The organism is Pseudoalteromonas sp. CF6-2 (genome assembly GCF_021729425.1).
Classification (GTDB): Bacteria; Pseudomonadota; Gammaproteobacteria; order Enterobacterales; family Alteromonadaceae; genus Pseudoalteromonas; species Pseudoalteromonas arabiensis.
Genome location: NZ_CP091442.1, coordinates 469,306 through 486,958, shown reverse-complemented (window position 1 = coordinate 486,958; position 17,653 = coordinate 469,306). Strand labels below are relative to the sequence as shown.

Annotated in this window: 20 protein-coding genes; 4 read left to right on the top strand and 16 right to left on the bottom strand. The window is 41.8% G+C overall.

The annotated features are described in order from the left end of the window. Positions 1-30: 30 nt before the first annotated feature. From L3Q70_RS02310 to radC, 15 genes are all read right to left on the bottom strand, one after another. Positions 31-972 carry a DUF4097 family beta strand repeat-containing protein gene (locus L3Q70_RS02310; protein WP_237114791.1) on the bottom strand — a complete coding sequence of 314 codons (942 nt, stop codon included), beginning with the start codon at positions 970-972 and terminating at the stop codon, positions 31-33. 11 nt (positions 973-983) lie between these two features. Continuing rightward, a complete protein-coding gene (locus L3Q70_RS02305) occupies positions 984-1,469 on the bottom strand; it encodes a hypothetical protein (RefSeq protein ID WP_193988286.1) in 486 nt (161 codons plus the stop codon). After that, positions 1,456-2,007 carry an RNA polymerase sigma factor gene (locus L3Q70_RS02300; protein WP_062567350.1) on the bottom strand — a complete coding sequence of 184 codons (552 nt, stop codon included), beginning with the start codon at positions 2,005-2,007 and terminating at the stop codon, positions 1,456-1,458. Before L3Q70_RS02300 ends, L3Q70_RS02305 begins: the two co-directional genes overlap by 14 nt. 132 nt (positions 2,008-2,139) lie before the next feature. Then, on the bottom strand, positions 2,140-3,888 hold the full coding sequence (locus tag L3Q70_RS02295; RefSeq protein WP_237114790.1) for a polymer-forming cytoskeletal protein: 1,749 nt from the start codon (positions 3,886-3,888) through the stop codon (positions 2,140-2,142). Beyond that, positions 3,881-4,405, bottom strand: coding sequence for a prepilin-type N-terminal cleavage/methylation domain-containing protein (locus tag L3Q70_RS02290; protein WP_237114789.1), 525 nt, complete (start codon positions 4,403-4,405; stop codon positions 3,881-3,883). The genes L3Q70_RS02295 and L3Q70_RS02290 overlap by 8 nt, the downstream gene beginning before the upstream one ends. Then, positions 4,402-4,803: a prepilin-type N-terminal cleavage/methylation domain-containing protein gene (locus L3Q70_RS02285; protein WP_193988284.1), complete on the bottom strand. Its 402-nt coding sequence runs from the start codon at positions 4,801-4,803 to the stop codon at positions 4,402-4,404. Before L3Q70_RS02285 ends, L3Q70_RS02290 begins: the two co-directional genes overlap by 4 nt. Then, positions 4,800-5,249, bottom strand: a complete 450-nt coding sequence (locus L3Q70_RS02280) for a GspH/FimT family pseudopilin (protein WP_193988283.1) — start codon at positions 5,247-5,249, stop codon at positions 4,800-4,802. Before L3Q70_RS02280 ends, L3Q70_RS02285 begins: the two co-directional genes overlap by 4 nt. A 5-nt stretch (positions 5,250-5,254) precedes the next feature. Next, positions 5,255-5,686, bottom strand: a complete 432-nt coding sequence (locus tag L3Q70_RS02275) for a type IV pilin protein (RefSeq protein WP_237114788.1) — start codon at positions 5,684-5,686, stop codon at positions 5,255-5,257. A 238-nt stretch (positions 5,687-5,924) separates the two neighbouring features. Continuing rightward, complete coding sequence (gene rplI, locus L3Q70_RS02270; protein WP_062567345.1) at positions 5,925-6,377, bottom strand: 50S ribosomal protein L9; 453 nt, start codon at positions 6,375-6,377, stop codon at positions 5,925-5,927. Between the two features lie 35 nt (positions 6,378-6,412). After that, positions 6,413-6,640, bottom strand: a complete 228-nt coding sequence (rpsR, locus tag L3Q70_RS02265; RefSeq protein ID WP_002962753.1) for a 30S ribosomal protein S18 — start codon at positions 6,638-6,640, stop codon at positions 6,413-6,415. A gap of 12 nt (positions 6,641-6,652) precedes the next feature. Then, positions 6,653-6,955: a primosomal replication protein N gene (gene priB, locus L3Q70_RS02260; protein ID WP_062567440.1), complete on the bottom strand. Its 303-nt coding sequence runs from the start codon at positions 6,953-6,955 to the stop codon at positions 6,653-6,655. A gap of 67 nt (positions 6,956-7,022) precedes the next feature. Continuing rightward, the gene (gene rpsF, locus L3Q70_RS02255; RefSeq protein ID WP_036973113.1) at positions 7,023-7,364 is read right to left on the bottom strand and encodes a 30S ribosomal protein S6; all 342 of its coding nucleotides are present in this window, start codon (positions 7,362-7,364) and stop codon (positions 7,023-7,025) included. Between the two features lie 229 nt (positions 7,365-7,593). After that, positions 7,594-7,749, bottom strand: coding sequence for a 50S ribosomal protein L33 (rpmG, locus tag L3Q70_RS02250; protein WP_022946036.1), 156 nt, complete (start codon positions 7,747-7,749; stop codon positions 7,594-7,596). An 11-nt stretch (positions 7,750-7,760) separates the two neighbouring features. Continuing rightward, entirely contained in the window at positions 7,761-7,997 is a 237-nt protein-coding gene (gene rpmB / locus L3Q70_RS02245; RefSeq protein ID WP_036973115.1) for a 50S ribosomal protein L28, read from the bottom strand. A gap of 273 nt (positions 7,998-8,270) precedes the next feature. Then, entirely contained in the window at positions 8,271-8,945 is a 675-nt protein-coding gene (gene radC / locus L3Q70_RS02240) for a DNA repair protein RadC (RefSeq protein ID WP_237114787.1), read from the bottom strand. A gap of 141 nt (positions 8,946-9,086) precedes the next feature. Between radC and coaBC the strand changes: the two genes are divergently transcribed. From coaBC to katG, 4 genes are all read left to right on the top strand, one after another. Then, complete coding sequence (gene coaBC / locus L3Q70_RS02235) at positions 9,087-10,280, top strand: bifunctional phosphopantothenoylcysteine decarboxylase/phosphopantothenate--cysteine ligase CoaBC (protein WP_237114786.1); 1,194 nt, start codon at positions 9,087-9,089, stop codon at positions 10,278-10,280. Between the two features lie 112 nt (positions 10,281-10,392). Next, positions 10,393-10,980, top strand: a complete 588-nt coding sequence (gene slmA, locus L3Q70_RS02230) for a nucleoid occlusion factor SlmA (RefSeq protein WP_062567343.1) — start codon at positions 10,393-10,395, stop codon at positions 10,978-10,980. A 207-nt stretch (positions 10,981-11,187) separates the two neighbouring features. Further along, a complete protein-coding gene (locus L3Q70_RS02225; protein ID WP_237114785.1) occupies positions 11,188-13,941 on the top strand; it encodes a prolyl oligopeptidase family serine peptidase in 2,754 nt (917 codons plus the stop codon). Positions 13,942-14,130: 189 nt separating this feature from the next. Then, positions 14,131-16,344, top strand: coding sequence for a catalase/peroxidase HPI (katG, locus tag L3Q70_RS02220; protein WP_237114784.1), 2,214 nt, complete (start codon positions 14,131-14,133; stop codon positions 16,342-16,344). Positions 16,345-16,442: 98 nt separating this feature from the next. Here the strand turns inward: katG and L3Q70_RS02215 are convergent, their stop codons facing one another. Further along, a complete protein-coding gene (locus L3Q70_RS02215; RefSeq protein ID WP_062567339.1) occupies positions 16,443-17,627 on the bottom strand; it encodes an NAD(P)/FAD-dependent oxidoreductase in 1,185 nt (394 codons plus the stop codon). Positions 17,628-17,653 lie beyond the last annotated feature (26 nt).

Genomic DNA, 17,653 nt, shown 5'->3' with positions numbered 1-17,653 from the left:
AAGCGGGAAAACTTCCCGCTTTATTGTTCGTTATTTCTGTTTACGAAGTTCAATACGCCCGCTAATGGTATCCATTTCGATATCTGCATCCCCACCGTTAATACTAAATTCTAAGTCGCTTGATGGGCCGTATTTCGCTTTAGTCGCTTTGTCATCACTGAGCTCATTTACAATTTTACCGTTAGCATGCGCTTCAATTTCAAACTTTGCCGATACATCAGTTGGGAAGTAAAACTCAGCATCACCACTGACTGATTCAAAACGAATATTGGCATCTTCAAGCAGCTTATTGATGTGAACTTCAGCTTCACCGTTTACGGTATTGATACGCAGCTTTTTAATCGCATCAAAAGCAAAGTCAATATCACCATTTACGTTCTCAAGGCGCACATCTTGCGCTTTAGTTTTTGACTTAATGTCGCCATTTACTGCGGTAAAGCGTAAAGCACCTTGTGAGTTTTTATCGTTAATTTCGCCATTGACGGTTTCAAAGCGAATATCTCCGTTCAGGTCATGAGCATTTACATCACCATTGACCGTTTCAAAACTCATGTTGCCACTTATATTTTGCACTGTAATATCGCCGTTGACGGTATCGATCTCAGCGCCCGCTTCAAGCTCTTTGGCACTAACCGTTACATTCACCCCAGCAAATTCAAGCTCACTGCTTTTTGGCATGTAAATAGTTAAACGAGAGCCATCACCATTATTCCAAGCACCTAAGTTACGCGGCATTTTTACGACAAATTCAACACGGCTGCCTTCAACTTCTAAACGATAACCTTGTGCTTTATCGTCAAGCTCACCTTCGATTTTAAGTTGGGGTTTTTCCCACCCTTCAATACGTACATCACCACGTTGGTTTTCAATAAAAATACGCTTATTTGCAGGGACATCAATTTGTTCATTAATGGTTTGTCCTGCCATTGCCATCAGTGGCAGTAATCCTAATGTTAAGACTAGTAATTTCATAATTGTTACTCCTAAATCGTTTGCCACTTAGGTGCATGCACCTTGTTAATTAAATCTAATTGTTGCTGATAAACCTGCGAGAGCATTTGTAATAAAGCAGGGTTTTCTGGTTCATTCTCGAGAGCCTGTTTGATGGCACTCTCAGCTTCTTCTAACTCTTTTAACTGTTGCTGCCAGTTATCTGTTAATGCAGGTTGGTTTTGATATTGCACCAACAAACCTTGCTTTTGCTTAGTAAAATAATTGCTCATTGCCATCATGCTGTTTGACTCACCTTGGCCGACAAAAAGCTGCACAGTTAAAAGTGCTGCAATACAGCAAGCGGCAACAGCAGCGAGTTTATTCCAGCCACGCGTTGGCTTATCAGGTTGCTGTGTTTGCGGCCTTGCAATTGCTCGCTCAATACCCTGCCAGAGATCTTTTTCTGGGCTAATATCTTGCTTCTGATTAAGCGAGTCATTTAAAAATTGTTCAAATTCTGGCTTACTCATTTTCATACCACTCTTTTAATAACTGCCTTGCACGGTGAAATTGCGATTTACTTGAACCTACGGCCATATCAAGCATGCTTGCTATTTCTTCATGGCGATAGCCTTCAATTGCATGAAGCACAAAAACCATACGTGCTCGTTCAGGTAGTCTCAGTACTAATTTATCGAGACCATTAAAACCGTCGCAATCAGCTGCGCTTTGCTCATCCATACCACTTTGTTCAAAACTCACTACTTTCTGAAACCAGCTTTTGTGTTTGCGAATATAGCTAATCGCAATATTACTGGTGACACTGTGTAACCATGTTGAAAACTGTGAACGCCCATCAAAGTTCGCTATTTTGTGCCATAACTGTACAAACACTTCTTGTGTTGCATCTTCGGCGTGCTCTTTATCTGCAAGTAGTCGCAAACAAAGGCTATAAACCCGCTTCACATGCAACTCATAAAGTGTTGCATAAGCACCTTGATCACCGCTTTTAACGCGTTCAATTAAGGCATGCTCACTTTGCTGGACGAACGCTTGTTCTGCATCTATCAACATCCTGGATGTCGTCCTTTATGATTATTATTGTGAATTTAGTGTATTAGACGTAAGGGGAGATTCAAAAGGTTTAAATGAAATTAAATTTTTTTAACGTGTCAGGGCAACTAGTTGACCTGACACTATTTACAGCTAGTTAGTAAGCGCGCCTTCACTGTCTTGTTGAATAGTTTCTGGTGTTTTATAACGCCAACCTAAAAACACGATTCGAGCAGGCGTTGATGGTTTTCCACCATTTTGCACTTTTAAAAGGCCAGCATCATAGTGAGCACCACTGCCCCCTGAAGCAGTAATCGTTGAACCACGAACACTACCAAACAATTCACCACTGCCGGATAATTTTACTGTTGTTAAAGGTGCGTAAATTGCCGCATATAGATTTGCAGCACCACTAAATTGCACACCATTTACACCAGTAAATGATGAATAAAATGACAACGATGGGTGACCACTTGTCGTTAAGCCCTCTTGCTCTGTGATCACACTCGCACCTGCCCCTATATTAATTTTGCCAGTGATAAGTATCGTTAAGCTGCTATCTTTTTTTATCGTTAAACGCGTGTCCCCTTCCATCGAAAAGTCACCATCAATAAATAAAATAACATCGCCCCCTGAAACTTCCATTTTTCCATCACTGGTCAATTTTAACTTGTCTAGGGCAAACACATATTCCTTACTTGTCGAACCATGTGGTTGGTTTTGAATCTTGGTATCAAATAAAAATACATCACTTAAACTTGGGAGTATCACTTGGCTACCATTCTGGCTAAAAAAGCCCTTTTCATTGGTTAGTTTAAACTGTTGGGTAGCCCCAATTAATAGCGAATGATAACTGTCAGTATCGCTGTGCAGCTGTGCCATTTTCTCGGGGATGATTAAAGGATCACAGCTTGTATCAGGGTTTGTAGGGTCATAATCTGGTGCACTTGGATCTGCGACTGTAATAGGCTCTACATTTGGGTTCACGTTAAACTTACGATTACTATAGTGCACACCATCTTGCTGATTATTATAGGTATCTTTAAAATTACCCGTTCCACCATACATAATATCTAAGCGTTCGCCTTGGGTATTATCAATATAAGTTGACCACTGCATAGAAGCATCGCCGTTGGCTCTAACAACCCCAGATACCCGACCACCTTTATGGATATAAAAACCTCGCGTGTATACGTTACCATCAATACGTAAACCACTGCCTGATGAAATATTAACTCCCGTATTTGAGCGTATATTACCAATTATCGGAGATGAGCCATTTAAATAAATAACACCCGTTGCTTTTACGTCGCCCTTAATAGGTGAATGCCCTGAAAGAACAACATCTGAATCACCATCAATTGTCGATACATCACCATCACTCGATTTTGTCTCTTCGTAGCTTCCTTGGCTTGAGTCGTAACTATCGATGGTGCCGCTACCTGACAAATTCACACCTTTACAACCCACCATTGCATTGGTAAATGCCGAACTCCCTTTGCCCCCTTGCACACTAAAACGGGCGACTAAATTGCTTTGAGCATCACCTGCATAACGTTGACCTAAACTTGCAATTTCCAGTTCACCATCAAGGTTTTTGCTTAGTAAAGCAGTAAATTTTGCATCATCGCCAATCACCCCTACACCACTGGCATTCCCCGTTTTATCAATTAGTTCATCTATGGCCAGCACACCTTCACGGTTCAATGTTTGCTGCAGTAGTTTAGCTTGCTCGAACACCCCTTTTTCTGCCAATAGGCGGCTATTGAGCTTTTTCTGAAAATTACCACTTAATCGCTCTTGAACAATATTTTCTCGTAATGAACTAAGCACAACAACACTGGCCATGCCAGTTAAAATTAATACGGTTATAAGCGTAAAACCCTGTTGTTTTTTAGACACTATTTCCACCATATGCGTTCACTAAAATAGTGTTTGTTAGAGCAACATCAATATTAATTCCTGCACCAAATTGAGCAGGTAGTTTTTGGGGTTTTACAACAATAGTAACCAGCTCTCCAGATAAGCTAAACGACACGCTTTCTAAGCCCGTTAATAAACGCTCAGCGGCAGCACCATTGAGTGAACACATTAAACTACTATTATCTAGGCTATACACTTCAGTCATAACGCCCGTGGTTAAAGTGCCATTACATGCAATCACGCCCTCTGGTTGTATGATTGTTATGGTTGATTTATCCGCACTAATGGAGGGTACTAGCTGTGTTTGCTTAATACTGCGATTGAATATTTTACTGGTATAGCGAATAACTTCTTGCGCATTTTCAAGCTCTTTACTGACTTCAATTGTGCCTTTAATTGCTGCATATGACAAACTCACACCAGCAAGTAAAAATGCCCCTGCGGCTAAGGCAACCATCAACTCAATAAGGCTAAACCCGCGTGTTAATTTATTCATAAACACACTGCCGACAAGTCAGGAAAACTCGCATTAAGACTTATTTGATTTTCTGCATTATCGGTCATGCGCTCATCAACCCACGCAACATTAATTTGCATATCATCATTATAAATCGCAGGAATCGTAATTTGATAATCAGCGACTTGGGGGGCCAAACTTGCTCTGAAATCAACATCTTGGAAAAGTGCGGGGTTAGTTTTTTGAATTTCACAAATGCGAGGCCATATCCGCTCAATACTATTTTGACCTTGAATTAAAGACACAGTGTAGTGAAAGCTATTTGTTGCATATTGTAGCGACTTTAACTGAGCAGCAGCTAAACCAAGTAAAGCGATACCAGCAATCACAACCGAAATCATTACCTCTAATAAAGAAAAACCAGCTTGCTTTTTCATGCGCATCCCTTTGATGATTCAGCTAACCAGTTTTGGCCACTTTTAAGGACACACATTACATAATCTGTGGTATTGGTGTGATTATCTTTAATATCTATTTGGGCTTGCTGGTCTACTTCACCACTTGCACTAACGGTTAGCGCAATTAAGTTTACTGTTACGCCAGCCTTAGTAATTGCAAACTCTTTTAATACAGTATCTGCACCCGCTTCGTTTAAAGTAACTTGCCAGAGATTATTATTTACCACCAATTTAATTGGACGCTCTTGCTTTACAGCTTCACTGCGAGCATATTTATAAACACTGTTGAGTTGATTAGCTGTCGTTACAATACGATCTTGTAGAATTTGCTGACTAAATGACGGAAAAGCAAGACTGACTAAAATACCAATAATCGCAAGCACAACCATTAACTCAATTAAAGTAAACCCAGCCGCTTTACGCACAACAGCTACTCCCAACAATCATTTACAGCAGCACTGTTACTACCGTCATGTTTAATCATGAGTTCACCACAGCGATCCCCTGCCTGAGCTGAGCCAGGCTTAGGTGTTGCCTTTAAATTAAAACCACGGTTTTTAAAATCAACAACGGCTCCAGGTGCCTTTTTCGTTGGCGTATACGTGAAGGTGTAGTAATCAGTATTTTGTGTTGCAAATGTATTAGGATAGCCACCATTTCTCGAATATATGCGTTCGAGACTGGCACCATACTGTAATAAAACTTGCTGAGTATCAGCACGTCTACTGTGCTGCATATGCTCGGTATAAGCAGGTAACGCCACACTGTATAAAATACCTAAAATAGCGATGACAATGAGAACTTCTATGAGCGTAAATCCACGTTGTTTATAATTATTATTTGATGATAATTTACTTTTCAATCTTAAATCCTTACCACTTTTTTACGAATCAAATATAAATGACAGCGCTGTCGGTGTCAATTTAAGCAATTTCATATTGAGTACACCAATTATACTAATTAAGAAGAAGATATTAAGATAAAAGAACTAGATTTTAAAATGTAGGTAAGACTATAAAACTGCTTTTGTACCAATTGAAAAGAAGCGGATACAAAAAAGCCGTGCTTTAAAGCACGGCTTTTATTACTTAATATTGCTATTAAGCTTCAGCGATAACGATTACTTTAATAGTAGCTGTTACGTCTGAGTGTACTGCGATTGCAACGTCAAATTCGCCAGTCTCACGGATAGTACCTAGAGGTAAACGAACTTCTGATTTAGCAACTTCAACACCAACAGCTGAGATAGCGTCAGCGATGTCACGAGTACCGATTGAACCGAATAATTTGCCTTCGTCACCAGCTTTAGAAACTAGTGTTACTTCAGCTAATGCTTCTAGCTTGTCAGCACGAGCTTGAGCAGCAGCTAGATCTTCAGCGATCTTAGCTTCTAACTCAGCACGACGTGCTTCGAAAGTTTCGATGTTAGCTTTAGTTGCAGGAACTGCCTTACCTTGTGGGAAAAGGAAGTTACGTGCGAAGCCAGATTTAACTACAACCTGGTCACCTAGGCCACCTAGGTTTGCGATCTTGTCTAGTAGAATAACTTGCATGTCTCTACACCTTTTAAAAACTGTTAATCCGCTGCTTACTTATGTAAGTCAGTGTATGGAAGAAGGGCTAAGTAGCGAGCACGCTTGATAGCAGTTGCTAGCTGACGCTGATATTTAGCGCTAGTACCTGTGATACGGCTAGGTACGATTTTGCCACTTTCTGTAACATAGTTTCTAAGAGTAGCTAGATCTTTATAATCGATTTGTTGTACGCCTTCCGCTTTAAAGCGGCAGAACTTACGACGTCTGAAATAACGTGCCATGAGTAAAATTCCTCAAAAAATTCTTTCTATATGTTGAGCATGCAAGACCAATTGGCTTAAGCCGTTTCGGCCTTCATGACGGTTTAAAAACCCCGTCACTTGCACTTGTTGCCCAACGTGCAATTGTTGAGTCTGTTGCTGCATTGACGCACCGCTGGCAACCACTTGAAGCCTGACATAACTATTACGGTTAAGGTCTGCTTCAACTTGCATTGATTTATGTTCAAGAACAAAAATACAATGCGGAACACCAGCAGGGCTTTGACTATACTTGGGGGTTTTACAAACAACCCCAGATAGTGTCAGCTGATTCATATAAGGATTAAGCGGTTGGCTCATCTTTTTGTCTCAACTGCAAGCGCCATGCTTGGACTCAAAACGATTAAGCAGCTGGTGCTTCTTTCTTCTCTTCTTTTGCAAGAGGAGATGCTTCAGTTACAGCGTCTTTAGTACGCATAACTAAGTTACGAAGCACTGCATCGTTGTAGCGGAAAGTAGTTTCTAGCTCGCTGATTACTTCAGTAGGTGCTTCAACGTTCATAAGAACATAATGAGCTTTGTGAAGCTTGTCGATTGGGTAAGCCAATTGACGACGGCCCCAGTCTTCAAGACGGTGGATAGTACCACCAGCTTCAGTGATAGAACCAGTATAACGTTCGATCATACCAGGTACTTGCTCACTCTGATCAGGGTGAACCATGAATACGATTTCGTAATGACGCATGGATATTCCTTACGGTTAATAGAGCCTTCTACCGTTTCGGCCAGTCGGTTTAAGGCAAGGAATTAAATTTAATAAGCCGAAATGAGCGCGCATTTTACGCTTAGATTGATAATTAAGCAAGATAAAACAGCAAGCCAAGTTAGATTCTTGTACTGAATTATTGATTTCTAGGCTGTAAAAACAAAAAACCCAGCCGAAGCTGGGTTTTTGAGATTCTGAAAAACTAAAATTACTTGATTTTAGCTTCTTTGAAAATCACGTGTTTACGAGCTTTAGGATCGTATTTTTTGATTTCCATTTTTTCAGGCATGTTACGCTTGTTCTTGTCGGTAGTGTAGAAAAAACCAGTACCAGCAGTTGAAACTAAACGGATCTTATCGCGCATGATTCAGTTCCTTAAACTTTTTCGCCACGAGCACGGATTTCTGTAAGAACCGCGTCGATGCCTTTTTTATCGATAATACGCATACCTTTAGTCGTAGTGCGTAATGTTACAAAACGTTTTTCACTTTCAACCCAAAAACGGTGCGTTTGTAGGTTAGGTAGGAAACGACGTTTAGTCGCGTTTCTCGCGTGTGAACGGTGGTTACCAACCGCTGGACGCTTACCTGTAACTTGACATACTTTAGACATGTCTATATATCTCCAATAACTTCGCTCGAGCTTAATTTTCCCTTAGGCCATGTATTTGTGCCCCGGGATAAATCGAAGGGCGCTCTTTATACAGCTTATGCAGGCAAAGATCAAGTAACAGATCTTATCCAATCAGCTCATGTGTAAATTTGATAGCGGCCAATTATAATGATCGAAAGCCCTTAGGGAAAGTAAAAACTGCATTTAAATTAAACTAATTTCTAAAAAACCGCTAAACTGCTCATTTTTAACACACTCCAGTCTTCGCTTCGCTTAAATTAATCCTCGTTCAGCAAACGAAACACAGTTTTTACCGCCTACAATGATGTGATCAAGGGTTATAACATCGACTAACGAGAGTGCTTGCTGCAATTTATGAGTAATTAACTTGTCTGCTTCACTAGGCTCCGCGACTCCACTTGGGTGATTATGAGCAAAGATAAGTGCCGCCGCATTCTGCTTTAAGGCAGCCTTAACCACCTCACGGGGATACACAGAAGCAGCATTTATAGTGCCATAAAAAAGCACTTCATCTTTTATTAATCGATTTTGGCTATCTAAATAAAGCACCATGAATACTTCTTGTTGCAAGCCCCGTAATTGAATAGTCAGGTAGTCATACACTGCTTGAGGAGAGCTAAATACCTCTTCTCGCTGGCATTGTTCAAGTAAGTAACGTCGGCTTAACTCTAATACCGCTTGTAACTGTACATACTTTGCAGTCCCTAACCCTCTTTGAGAACAAAACGCTTGCTCACTGGCATTAAATAAATTCTGCAATGTACTATTAATACGTAATAAGTGTTCAGCCAATTCAATCGCATTCATACCAGCAACACCTGTGCGCAAAAAGATAGCTAACAATTCTGCATCTGAGAGCGCTTTAGCGCCTTGTAAAAGCAGCTTTTCGCGAGGCCGAGCTGACAATGGTAAATCCTTTAACGACATCAAAGTACCCTAAAAAGAAACAAACAAATTAAACTGTACAACAAAACTTTCTTTTTTCCTTCCTTTAAAAAAGAAAACTTCATGAAATTGGCAAAGATTTGCTATCGTTAGCGCATATCGACCAAAGTTAAATTTCATGTAATGACAAAATCAGCAAATAAAAAAATCTTACTAGGTATAAGTGGCGGCATTGCAGCTTATAAATGTGCAGAGCTAGTGCGACGCTTAAAAGACACTGGCTGCGAAGTAAAAGTGGTTATGACAGAGTCAGCCAAGCACTTTATTACCCCTTTGACGATGCAAGCCGTCAGTGGAGAGGTTGTGTCTGATTCATTACTTGACCCTGCAGCTGAAGCCGCAATGGGGCACATTGAATTTGCCAAGTGGGCAGATTTGATTTTAGTGGCGCCTGCGACCAGCAATGTATTAGCAAAAATGGCGATGGGCATAGCTGATGACCTACTCACCACGCTTTTATTAGCAACGCCAGCCAAAGTGGCTGTCGCACCGGCGATGAACCAACAAATGTACGCACATCCTGCAACGCAGGTTAACCTTAATACTCTCGCCGAGCGCGGGGTAGCAATTTGGGGGCCAGGTAAAGGCTCGCAAGCCTGCGGTGATGTAGGCGCTGGGCGTATGCTAGAGCCGCATGAACTGGTAGCGCTGTGTACACAGCCAGACATTGAGCCATTACTTACTGGCAAAACCATTACAATTACAGCAGGGCCAACCAGAGAAGCCCTCGATCCCGTGCGTTATATTTCTAATCATAGCTCAGGAAAAATGGGTTATGCCCTTGCCGAAGCGGCACTTGCTTTAGGTGCAAAGGTAAACCTGATTTCAGGGCCAGTGACAATTAAAGCACCAGCGAATGCAAAGATCACTCACATTGAAAGCGCTGAGCAGCTTTTAATCGCATCAATGGAACTTGCTGTACAGTCTGATGCTTTTATTGGCTGTGCTGCCGTTGCCGATTACCGCGCAGCCGCAATTGAAGATCAAAAAATGAAAAAACAAGGTGATGAACTCACACTCACCTTAGTTAAAAACCCAGATGTCATTGCTAACGTTGCTGCACTTAACGAAAACCGCCCATACACGGTTGGCTTTGCCGCCGAAACACAAGATGTTGCAAGCTATGCCCAAGGTAAATTAAAAAATAAAAATCTCGACATGATCTGTGCAAATGATGTGTCAAAAGAAGGCCTTGGCTTTAATTCTGATCATAATGCTTTAACACTGTTCTGGCACAATGAGCAGCAAGATTTAGCGGTGGGTAGCAAAAAAGATTTAGCGATGAGTGTTATGACGGAGCTTGCCAAGCGTTTGTAAAAATGCTGGAAAGAAGCTGAATAAAACATTAACATAAGCCTCTCATTTGCACAAAAAATGGCTTGTCTGAGTCTATACAGCGCAAGTAATAAATTATAAGAAAGGAATGGTCATGCCTGCGACAAAAAGAAGTAATCGCAAAGAGCAGATTCTGCAAGCACTCGCACAGATGTTAGAAACCAGCCCAGGTCAACGTATCACTACTGCCAAACTAGCGGCTGAAGTGGGCGTGTCTGAAGCTGCGCTTTATCGTCATTTTCCGAGTAAAGCGCGGATGTTTGAGGGCTTGATTGAGTTTATTGAAGATACTCTGCTATCGCGTATTAACCTCATTCTAGAAAATGAAAAAGAGAGTCAAACACGCGTATACAATATTTTGCTTTTACTATTAGCATTCGCCGAAAAAAATCCAGGTATTACCCGTATTTTAACTGGTGATGCCTTGCAAGGTGAGCAAGAGCGCTTACGTGAACGTGTGCAAGGCTTATTCGAAAAGCTAGAAACGCAATTTAAGCAAGTTCTTCGTGAACGTAAGCTTCGTGAAGGTAAAGCATTCCAATCTGACGAAACAACGTTAGCCAACTTCTTACTGGCTTACGTTGAAGGTAAGATGAATCAATTCGTGCGCAGCGACTTTAAAGCGAAACCGAGTGCGCAATTTGAAAAACAATGGCCTGAACTGAAAAAGATTTGGTTATAAGTTAGCTGTAGGCGCGATTTAATATCGCGCAACAGTCTAATCAAAAGTACGCGGGTAACTCCGCTACACCCTCTTATTACAAAACCTACCGAAAAGTTTTTAGGCTTACAGCTCAACTCCCTAAATAAGCAACTTATCGTATCTACTCGAATTGTTTACTAAAAACGCTACACTGAACGCGTAAATTTAAAAACAACGAGAAGATAAATGAAAGCGCAATTATCACTTTTGAGCTTAGCCTTAGTGGCAAGCCTTGGTAGTGCACAGCTCAGTGCAAAAGAAGCTCTGCAATTTAAAGACGTGTTTGATTTTAAATACGCAAAAGGCACCCAACTGTCTGAAGATGGCCAAATTCTTACTTTCAGTGCCGACCCTTATCGCGGTAATGCTGAAGGTCAGGTTTACGCATTAAACAATAACACCCTCCTTGCAAGCGTTGAGCGCGGTACTCGCCCTATAATTAATAAAGCGGCAAATTGGGTGGCGTTTACTCAGGTACCGACCCTACTTGAAAAAGAAACCACTAAGAAAAAAGACGAACTGAAAAACAACCTTGTTTTAGTAAATACTAAAAACGGTGAGCAACAGACATTTAACGATGTAAAAGACTATGCGCTATCAGATGACGGTGTATGGCTTGCTTACAGACTCGATAAGAAAGCAGATAAAAAAGACGACCAAGAAAAAGACGAAAACAGCAGCGAAATCAAACCAGATAAAAAAGATAAAAGCTTTGATTTAGTGCTTGTTAACCTTCAAGACAAAACCACTCACACCCTAAACAATGTGTTTAGCTATGCAATGAGCAGCACCGGCGAGCAATTACTCGCAAGCCAAAGCTTTAGTGATGGTGCCGACAACCAAGTTGTATTAGTTACGCTTAACAATGACTTTGCAACTAGTGTGTTGATTGATGAGCCAGGTGTTGTTGCAAATAAAATAGCTTGGCAACCAAACAGCAATACCGCAGCGCTGTTAATTGGTAATTATGTGAATGATGATACGCGACGTCGCGACCACAGCTTACAGCTTTTACAAAATGGTGCCCTATCGACCATAAACTCAGCTGATAATAGCTGGACTATTGGCAAAACAGCCTCATTAACATGGTCTGAAGATGGTGCTCGTTTATACTTTGAAAATCATCCGAAATTAACGGCAAAGATCGAAGCAAAAGAATACACAGACGAAGCCTCTTTATATGATTTCGATACCATTCGCGACCATAAAGGCCTCAATGTTTGGCACAATAAAGACGCTGAAATTAAGCCACGTGAAGAGCAGCAATGGAATGAAAATAACAAGCTTCGTCATTATAAAGCGGTGTATCATGTAAATAGTCAACAGGTTATGCAGTTAAGTACACCAAGTATGCCTGAGGTTTCACTTAACACTCACCGCGAAGCGCTATTAGGCTATTCAGACCTACCTTACCTAGAACGCATAATGTACGGTGGTTTTTACGCAGACTATTACAGTGTTGACGTTAAAACAGGTAAGCAAACGGCTATCATCAACGATTATCCATTTAGACCCAGCCTTGCGCCAAATGGTCAATATGCGGCATTTTTTCAAAACAGCCACGTTCAACTTAAAGATTTAGGAAATAACAAAGTTTCGACCTTATCTAAGGCAATTAACGCGATTTTTGCCGATGATAAGCATGACTACCCGTCACCTCAGCCAGGTTATGGCTTTGCTGGCTGGTTAAACGACAGCAGCCAAGTACTGGTTTACAGTAAATTTGATATTTGGGCTTTTGATGTCGCGACAAAAAAGGCAACGCGTTTAACCCAAGGTAAAGAAACGAATACCCAATATCGTATTATTAAACTTGATAAAGACCAAGTTGGCTTTGCCAAAGGCGAGACTTTATTACTCAGCGCAACCAACGTGCAAGATAAACAAACTGAAATTGCTAAACTTGATTTAACAAGTAATAAAGTAAGCAAAGTACTTTCGGGTAAAAAGCGCTATGATGTTGTTAAAAAGGCGAAAAATGCCGACAAATATCTATTTACAGCGCAAACTTATCAGCAATTCCCTGATTACTACCAAACTGACTTTAGCTTCAAAAAGCCTCAGCGTGTAACCAACCTAAACCCACAAATTAGCAACTTTGCATGGGGTGAAAAACCTGAGCTTATTAGCTACAAAGGGTTTGATGGTGAAGACTTACAAGGCGTATTAATTAAGCCTGCAGGCTACAAAAAAGGCGACAAGGTTCCTGTAGTTGTGTACTTCTACCGCTATATGAGCCAACGCATGTATGACTTCCCGAAAATGGAGTTAAATCATCGCCCTAACTTCCCGATGTTTACCTCAAATGGCTATGCGATTTTCTTACCGGATATCCGTTTTGAGATTGGTCATCCTGGTAAATCATCAACACAAACCATGATCAACGCAACTCAAAAGTTAATTGATTTAGGCATTGCTGATCCCGATAAAATTGGCTTACAAGGTCACTCATGGGCAGGCTATCAAAGCGCCTTTATGATCACCCAAACAAATATGTTTAAAGCGGTTGTTTCGGGAGCGCCGGTGTCTAACATGACCAGTGCTTACAGCGGTATTCGCTTAAAATCAGGTCTTGCGCGTCAGTTCCAATACGAAACAGGTCAAAGCCGCATTGGTAAAACCTTATTCGAAGCACCAGAGCTATACATCGAAAACTCACCAGTGTTCTTTGCAGATAAAGTAAATACCCCAATCCTCATTATGTTTGGTGACAAAGATGACGCGGTGCCATGGCACGAAGGGGTGCAGTACTACCTTGCTCTTCGCCGTGCGGGTAAAGATGCCACCTTCTTACAATATGAAGGTGAACCACATCACTTGAAGAAATTCCCTAACCAAGTAGATTTCTCGGTACGTATGATGGAATATTTTGATCACTACTTAAAAGGCAAACCAGCCGCTGAGTGGATCAAAAACGGCATCCCTTTTATTGAGGAATAAGCAACAAGCTAAATTTTAGCTCAAAGCACACCTCCTTCAAAGCCAGCATTTTTGCTGGCTTTGTTCTATAAAATCAATCATATCATCTGTTTTTTCGATTTTATCAATCGATTTAAACCCCAGTTTGTAAGTGGAAAGTTAATCAGAACAACTCTATATTTCACGCAACTTCTAACTGGAGACTATACAATGTTTAAAAAATCGACCTCAGCCTTGTCTAAAGTAGCTGTTGCGGTATCACTGTTGGTGGCAACAGGCGTACAAGCTACAAACGACATCAAATCAAACCAATTTTGGTGGCCAGAACAATTAGATCTTAGTCAACTTCGTGCCCATGGTGCAGAGTCAGATCCTATGGGTCCTTACTTTGATTACAAAAAAGAATTCCTAAAGTTAGACCTAAACGCAGTGAAAGCGGATATCGAGAAAGTATTGACTGATTCTCAAGATTGGTGGCCAGCTGACTATGGTCACTATGGTCCATTTTTCATCCGTATGGCGTGGCACGCATCAGGTACGTACCGTACTTTTGATGGTCGTGGTGGCGCAGGCGGTGGTCAACAACGTTTCGACCCGCTAAACAGCTGGCCTGATAACGCCAACCTTGATAAAGCGCGTCGTTTACTTTGGCCTATTAAACAAAAATACGGTCGCAGCATCTCTTGGGCAGATTTAATGGCGCTAACAGGTAACGTTGCGCTTGAATCAATGGGCTTCAAAACCTTCGGTTATGCCGGTGGTCGCGAAGACGATTGGGAACCAGATTACGTATACTGGGGCCCTGAAGGCAAAATGCTCACTGACGAGCGCCGTGACAAAAAAGGCAAACTTAAAGGTCCATTAGCGGCCGTTGAGATGGGCTTAATCTATGTAAATCCAGAAGGCCCTCACGGTAACCCTGATCCACTTCTTGCAGCAGACGACATTCGTCTATCATTCGGCCGCATGGCAATGAACGATGAAGAAATCGTTGCGCTAATCGCCGGTGGTCACAGCTTTGGTAAAGCACACGGTGCGAAAAAAGCGACGTGTTTAGACAAAGAGCCAGCAGCAGCGGGGATTGAAGAGCAAGGCTTAGGTTGGAAAAACAAATGTGGTAAAGGTCACTCAGAAGATACCATCACTTCAGGTCTTGAAGGTGCATGGACAGTGACACCAACACGTTGGTCAATCAACTACCTACAAAACTTATTCAGCTTTGAGTGGGTTAAAACTAAAAGCCCAGCAGGTGCGACTCAGTGGATCCCAGAAAATGGTCAAGCGTCTAACCTAGTGCCCGATGCGCACATTAAAGGTAAGCGTCATGCACCTATCATGTTCACAACTGATATCGCGTTAAAAGCAGATCCTGAGTTCCGTAAGATTTCAGAGCGTTTCTTAAACGATCCAAAAGAGTTCGAACTGGCATTTGCAAAAGCATGGTTCAAACTAAACCACCGTGACATGGGCCCACGCGCTCGTTACCTAGGTGACTTAGTGCCAGAAGAAGTATTAATTTGGCAAGACTACATCCCTGCGGTTGACCACAAACTAGTAGATGGCAAAGATATCGCGTCACTTAAAGCAAGCATCTTAGATTCAGGCTTATCTGTATCTGAGCTTGTGCGAGTTGCATGGGCATCAGCAGCGAGCTACCGCGACACAGATATGCGTGGTGGTGCAAACGGTGCACGTATTCGTTTTGCTCCGCAAAAAGATTGGCCGGTAAACAACCCGAAAGAAGTGGCTAAAGTACTGAGCAAACTTGAGAAAATCCAAACTAAGTTCAACAAAAACGCATCCGGCGGTAAAGAAATTTCACTCGCAGATATGATTGTTCTTGGTGGTGCGGCTGCAATCGAAAAAGCAGCAAGCGACGCGGGTTTCTCTATCGCAGTACCGTTCAAGCCAGGTCGTATGGACGCGTCATTAGAAATGACTGACGTTGCATCATTCGAAGTACTTGAGCCAACGGCAGATGCGTTTCGTAACTACTACAGCTCAGCATGGAAATCACCGGCTGAAATGCTCGTTGAACGCGCTGATTTACTCAACTTATCAGTACCAGAAATGACTGCACTACTAGGTGGTATGCGTGCCCTTAACGCGAATACTGACCAAACGAAACACGGTGTATTCACGAAAAAACCTGGCACATTAAGCAACGATTTCTTCGTTAACTTACTCGATATGTCAACGAAGTGGTCTAAGTCTTCTGAAGAAGGTATTTACGAAGGACGTGACCGTCAATCAGGCAAGCTTAAGTGGACAGCGACACCAGTCGATTTAATCTTCGGTTCAAACTCAGAGCTACGTTCAATTGCTGAAGTGTATGCCTCTGACGATGCTAAACAGAAGTTCGTTGATGACTTCGTAGCAGCGTGGACTAAAGTAATGACGCTAGATCGTTTCGACCTACGTTAATACTTTATATTCTCGCAATTAATCCCTTATATTTTTTGCAACCGACAAAGCTGCTAAGTGAAGTTAGCGGCTTTGTTGGTTATGTTATATAAAACTAATCAACAATACTGCCCTGCTGCAAAGCCGCAGCTCCAAGCGTATTGGAAGTTGTAACCACCTAACCAACCAGTGACGTCGGTCACTTCGCCAATAAAATAAAGACCTGCTGATTTTTTTGCTTCGAAGGTTTTTGAGCTTAACTCATCGGTATCTACGCCACCGAGTGTAACTTCGGCTGTTCTATAACCCTCTGTGCCATTGGGTTTTATTTGCCAATTGTGAATGTAGTCATGTAATGCGTCGACTTGTGCATGGGTTAACTGGTTTACATTGCAATCTGGAATCGCTTTTGTATCGTGCAGCATTTCAACAAAGCGTTTGGGTAAAATGGTTGCAAGGGTATTTTTTAGTGACTTTTGCCCTTGGCTTTGACGCCATTGCTCAAGCTGCTGTTTTAAATCAAGCTCAGGTAATAAGTTGATGTAAACACTCTGCCCTGCGCGCCAGAATGAACTGATTTGCAAAATAGCGGGCCCCGACAAGCCGCGGTGGGTAAAGAGGATATTTTCTTTGAACTGGGTGCCATCTTCACTGGTTACTAAACACGGAATGCTGATCCCAGATAAACCATCAAAGCGATCTTTATCATGCTGGTGCAATGTAAATGGCACTAATGCAGCCATGGTTGGTAGCACCGTTAAGCCAAATTGTTCAGCAATTTTATAACCAATGGGCGATGCGCCAAGTTTCGGCATGGTTAAACCACCGGATGCCACCACCAATGACTCGCATTGATAACTGTCTTGTTCGGTTATAACTTCATAACCAGCATCGTTTTTTATCACGCTAAGTACTTCGTTACGAAGAGCAATGTTTACCCCAGCCCACTCACACTCAGTTAAAAGAATATCAACGATATCTTGCGCGCTGTTATCACAAAATAGCTGGCCCAGCGTTTTATGGTGATAAGCCAAACCATGACGGTCCACCAGCTCAATAAAGTCATGTTGGGTATAACGGCTTAAACAGGATTTTACGAAGTGAGGATTAGTACACAAGTAGTTGTCTGGGCTTGCGTTTTCATTTGTGAAGTTACAACGCCCACCACCGCTTATTAAAATTTTACGGCCAGGCTTTTTGCCCATATCAAGCACAGTAACATTGCGACCTCGATAGCCTGCTTGTGCTGCACACATTAAACCTGCGGCACCGGCACCAATCACAATTACATCTACTTGGGTCATTACTCATTCTCACTGAAAAAATTTAG

Excerpts from the sequence above, each read along its gene's own strand:
- L3Q70_RS02310 (WP_237114791.1), bottom strand. The coding sequence starts at position 972 with ATGAAATTACTAGTCTTAACATTAGGATTACTGCCACTGATGGCAATG.
- L3Q70_RS02305 (WP_193988286.1), bottom strand. The coding sequence starts at position 1,469 with ATGAAAATGAGTAAGCCAGAATTTGAACAATTTTTAAATGACTCGCTT.
- L3Q70_RS02300 (WP_062567350.1), bottom strand. The coding sequence starts at position 2,007 with ATGTTGATAGATGCAGAACAAGCGTTCGTCCAGCAAAGTGAGCATGCC.
- L3Q70_RS02290 (WP_237114789.1), bottom strand. The coding sequence starts at position 4,405 with ATGAATAAATTAACACGCGGGTTTAGCCTTATTGAGTTGATGGTTGCC.
- L3Q70_RS02285 (WP_193988284.1), bottom strand. The coding sequence starts at position 4,803 with ATGAAAAAGCAAGCTGGTTTTTCTTTATTAGAGGTAATGATTTCGGTT.
- rplI (WP_062567345.1), bottom strand. The coding sequence starts at position 6,377 with ATGCAAGTTATTCTACTAGACAAGATCGCAAACCTAGGTGGCCTAGGT.
- rpsR (WP_002962753.1), bottom strand. The coding sequence starts at position 6,640 with ATGGCACGTTATTTCAGACGTCGTAAGTTCTGCCGCTTTAAAGCGGAA.
- priB (WP_062567440.1), bottom strand. The coding sequence starts at position 6,955 with ATGAATCAGCTGACACTATCTGGGGTTGTTTGTAAAACCCCCAAGTAT.
- rpsF (WP_036973113.1), bottom strand. The coding sequence starts at position 7,364 with ATGCGTCATTACGAAATCGTATTCATGGTTCACCCTGATCAGAGTGAG.
- rpmG (WP_022946036.1), bottom strand. The coding sequence starts at position 7,749 with ATGCGCGATAAGATCCGTTTAGTTTCAACTGCTGGTACTGGTTTTTTC.
- rpmB (WP_036973115.1), bottom strand. The coding sequence starts at position 7,997 with ATGTCTAAAGTATGTCAAGTTACAGGTAAGCGTCCAGCGGTTGGTAAC.
- radC (WP_237114787.1), bottom strand. The coding sequence starts at position 8,945 with ATGTCGTTAAAGGATTTACCATTGTCAGCTCGGCCTCGCGAAAAGCTG.
- coaBC (WP_237114786.1), top strand. The coding sequence starts at position 9,087 with ATGACAAAATCAGCAAATAAAAAAATCTTACTAGGTATAAGTGGCGGC.
- slmA (WP_062567343.1), top strand. The coding sequence starts at position 10,393 with ATGCCTGCGACAAAAAGAAGTAATCGCAAAGAGCAGATTCTGCAAGCA.
- L3Q70_RS02225 (WP_237114785.1), top strand. The coding sequence starts at position 11,188 with ATGAAAGCGCAATTATCACTTTTGAGCTTAGCCTTAGTGGCAAGCCTT.
- katG (WP_237114784.1), top strand. The coding sequence starts at position 14,131 with ATGTTTAAAAAATCGACCTCAGCCTTGTCTAAAGTAGCTGTTGCGGTA.
- L3Q70_RS02215 (WP_062567339.1), bottom strand. The coding sequence starts at position 17,627 with ATGACCCAAGTAGATGTAATTGTGATTGGTGCCGGTGCCGCAGGTTTA.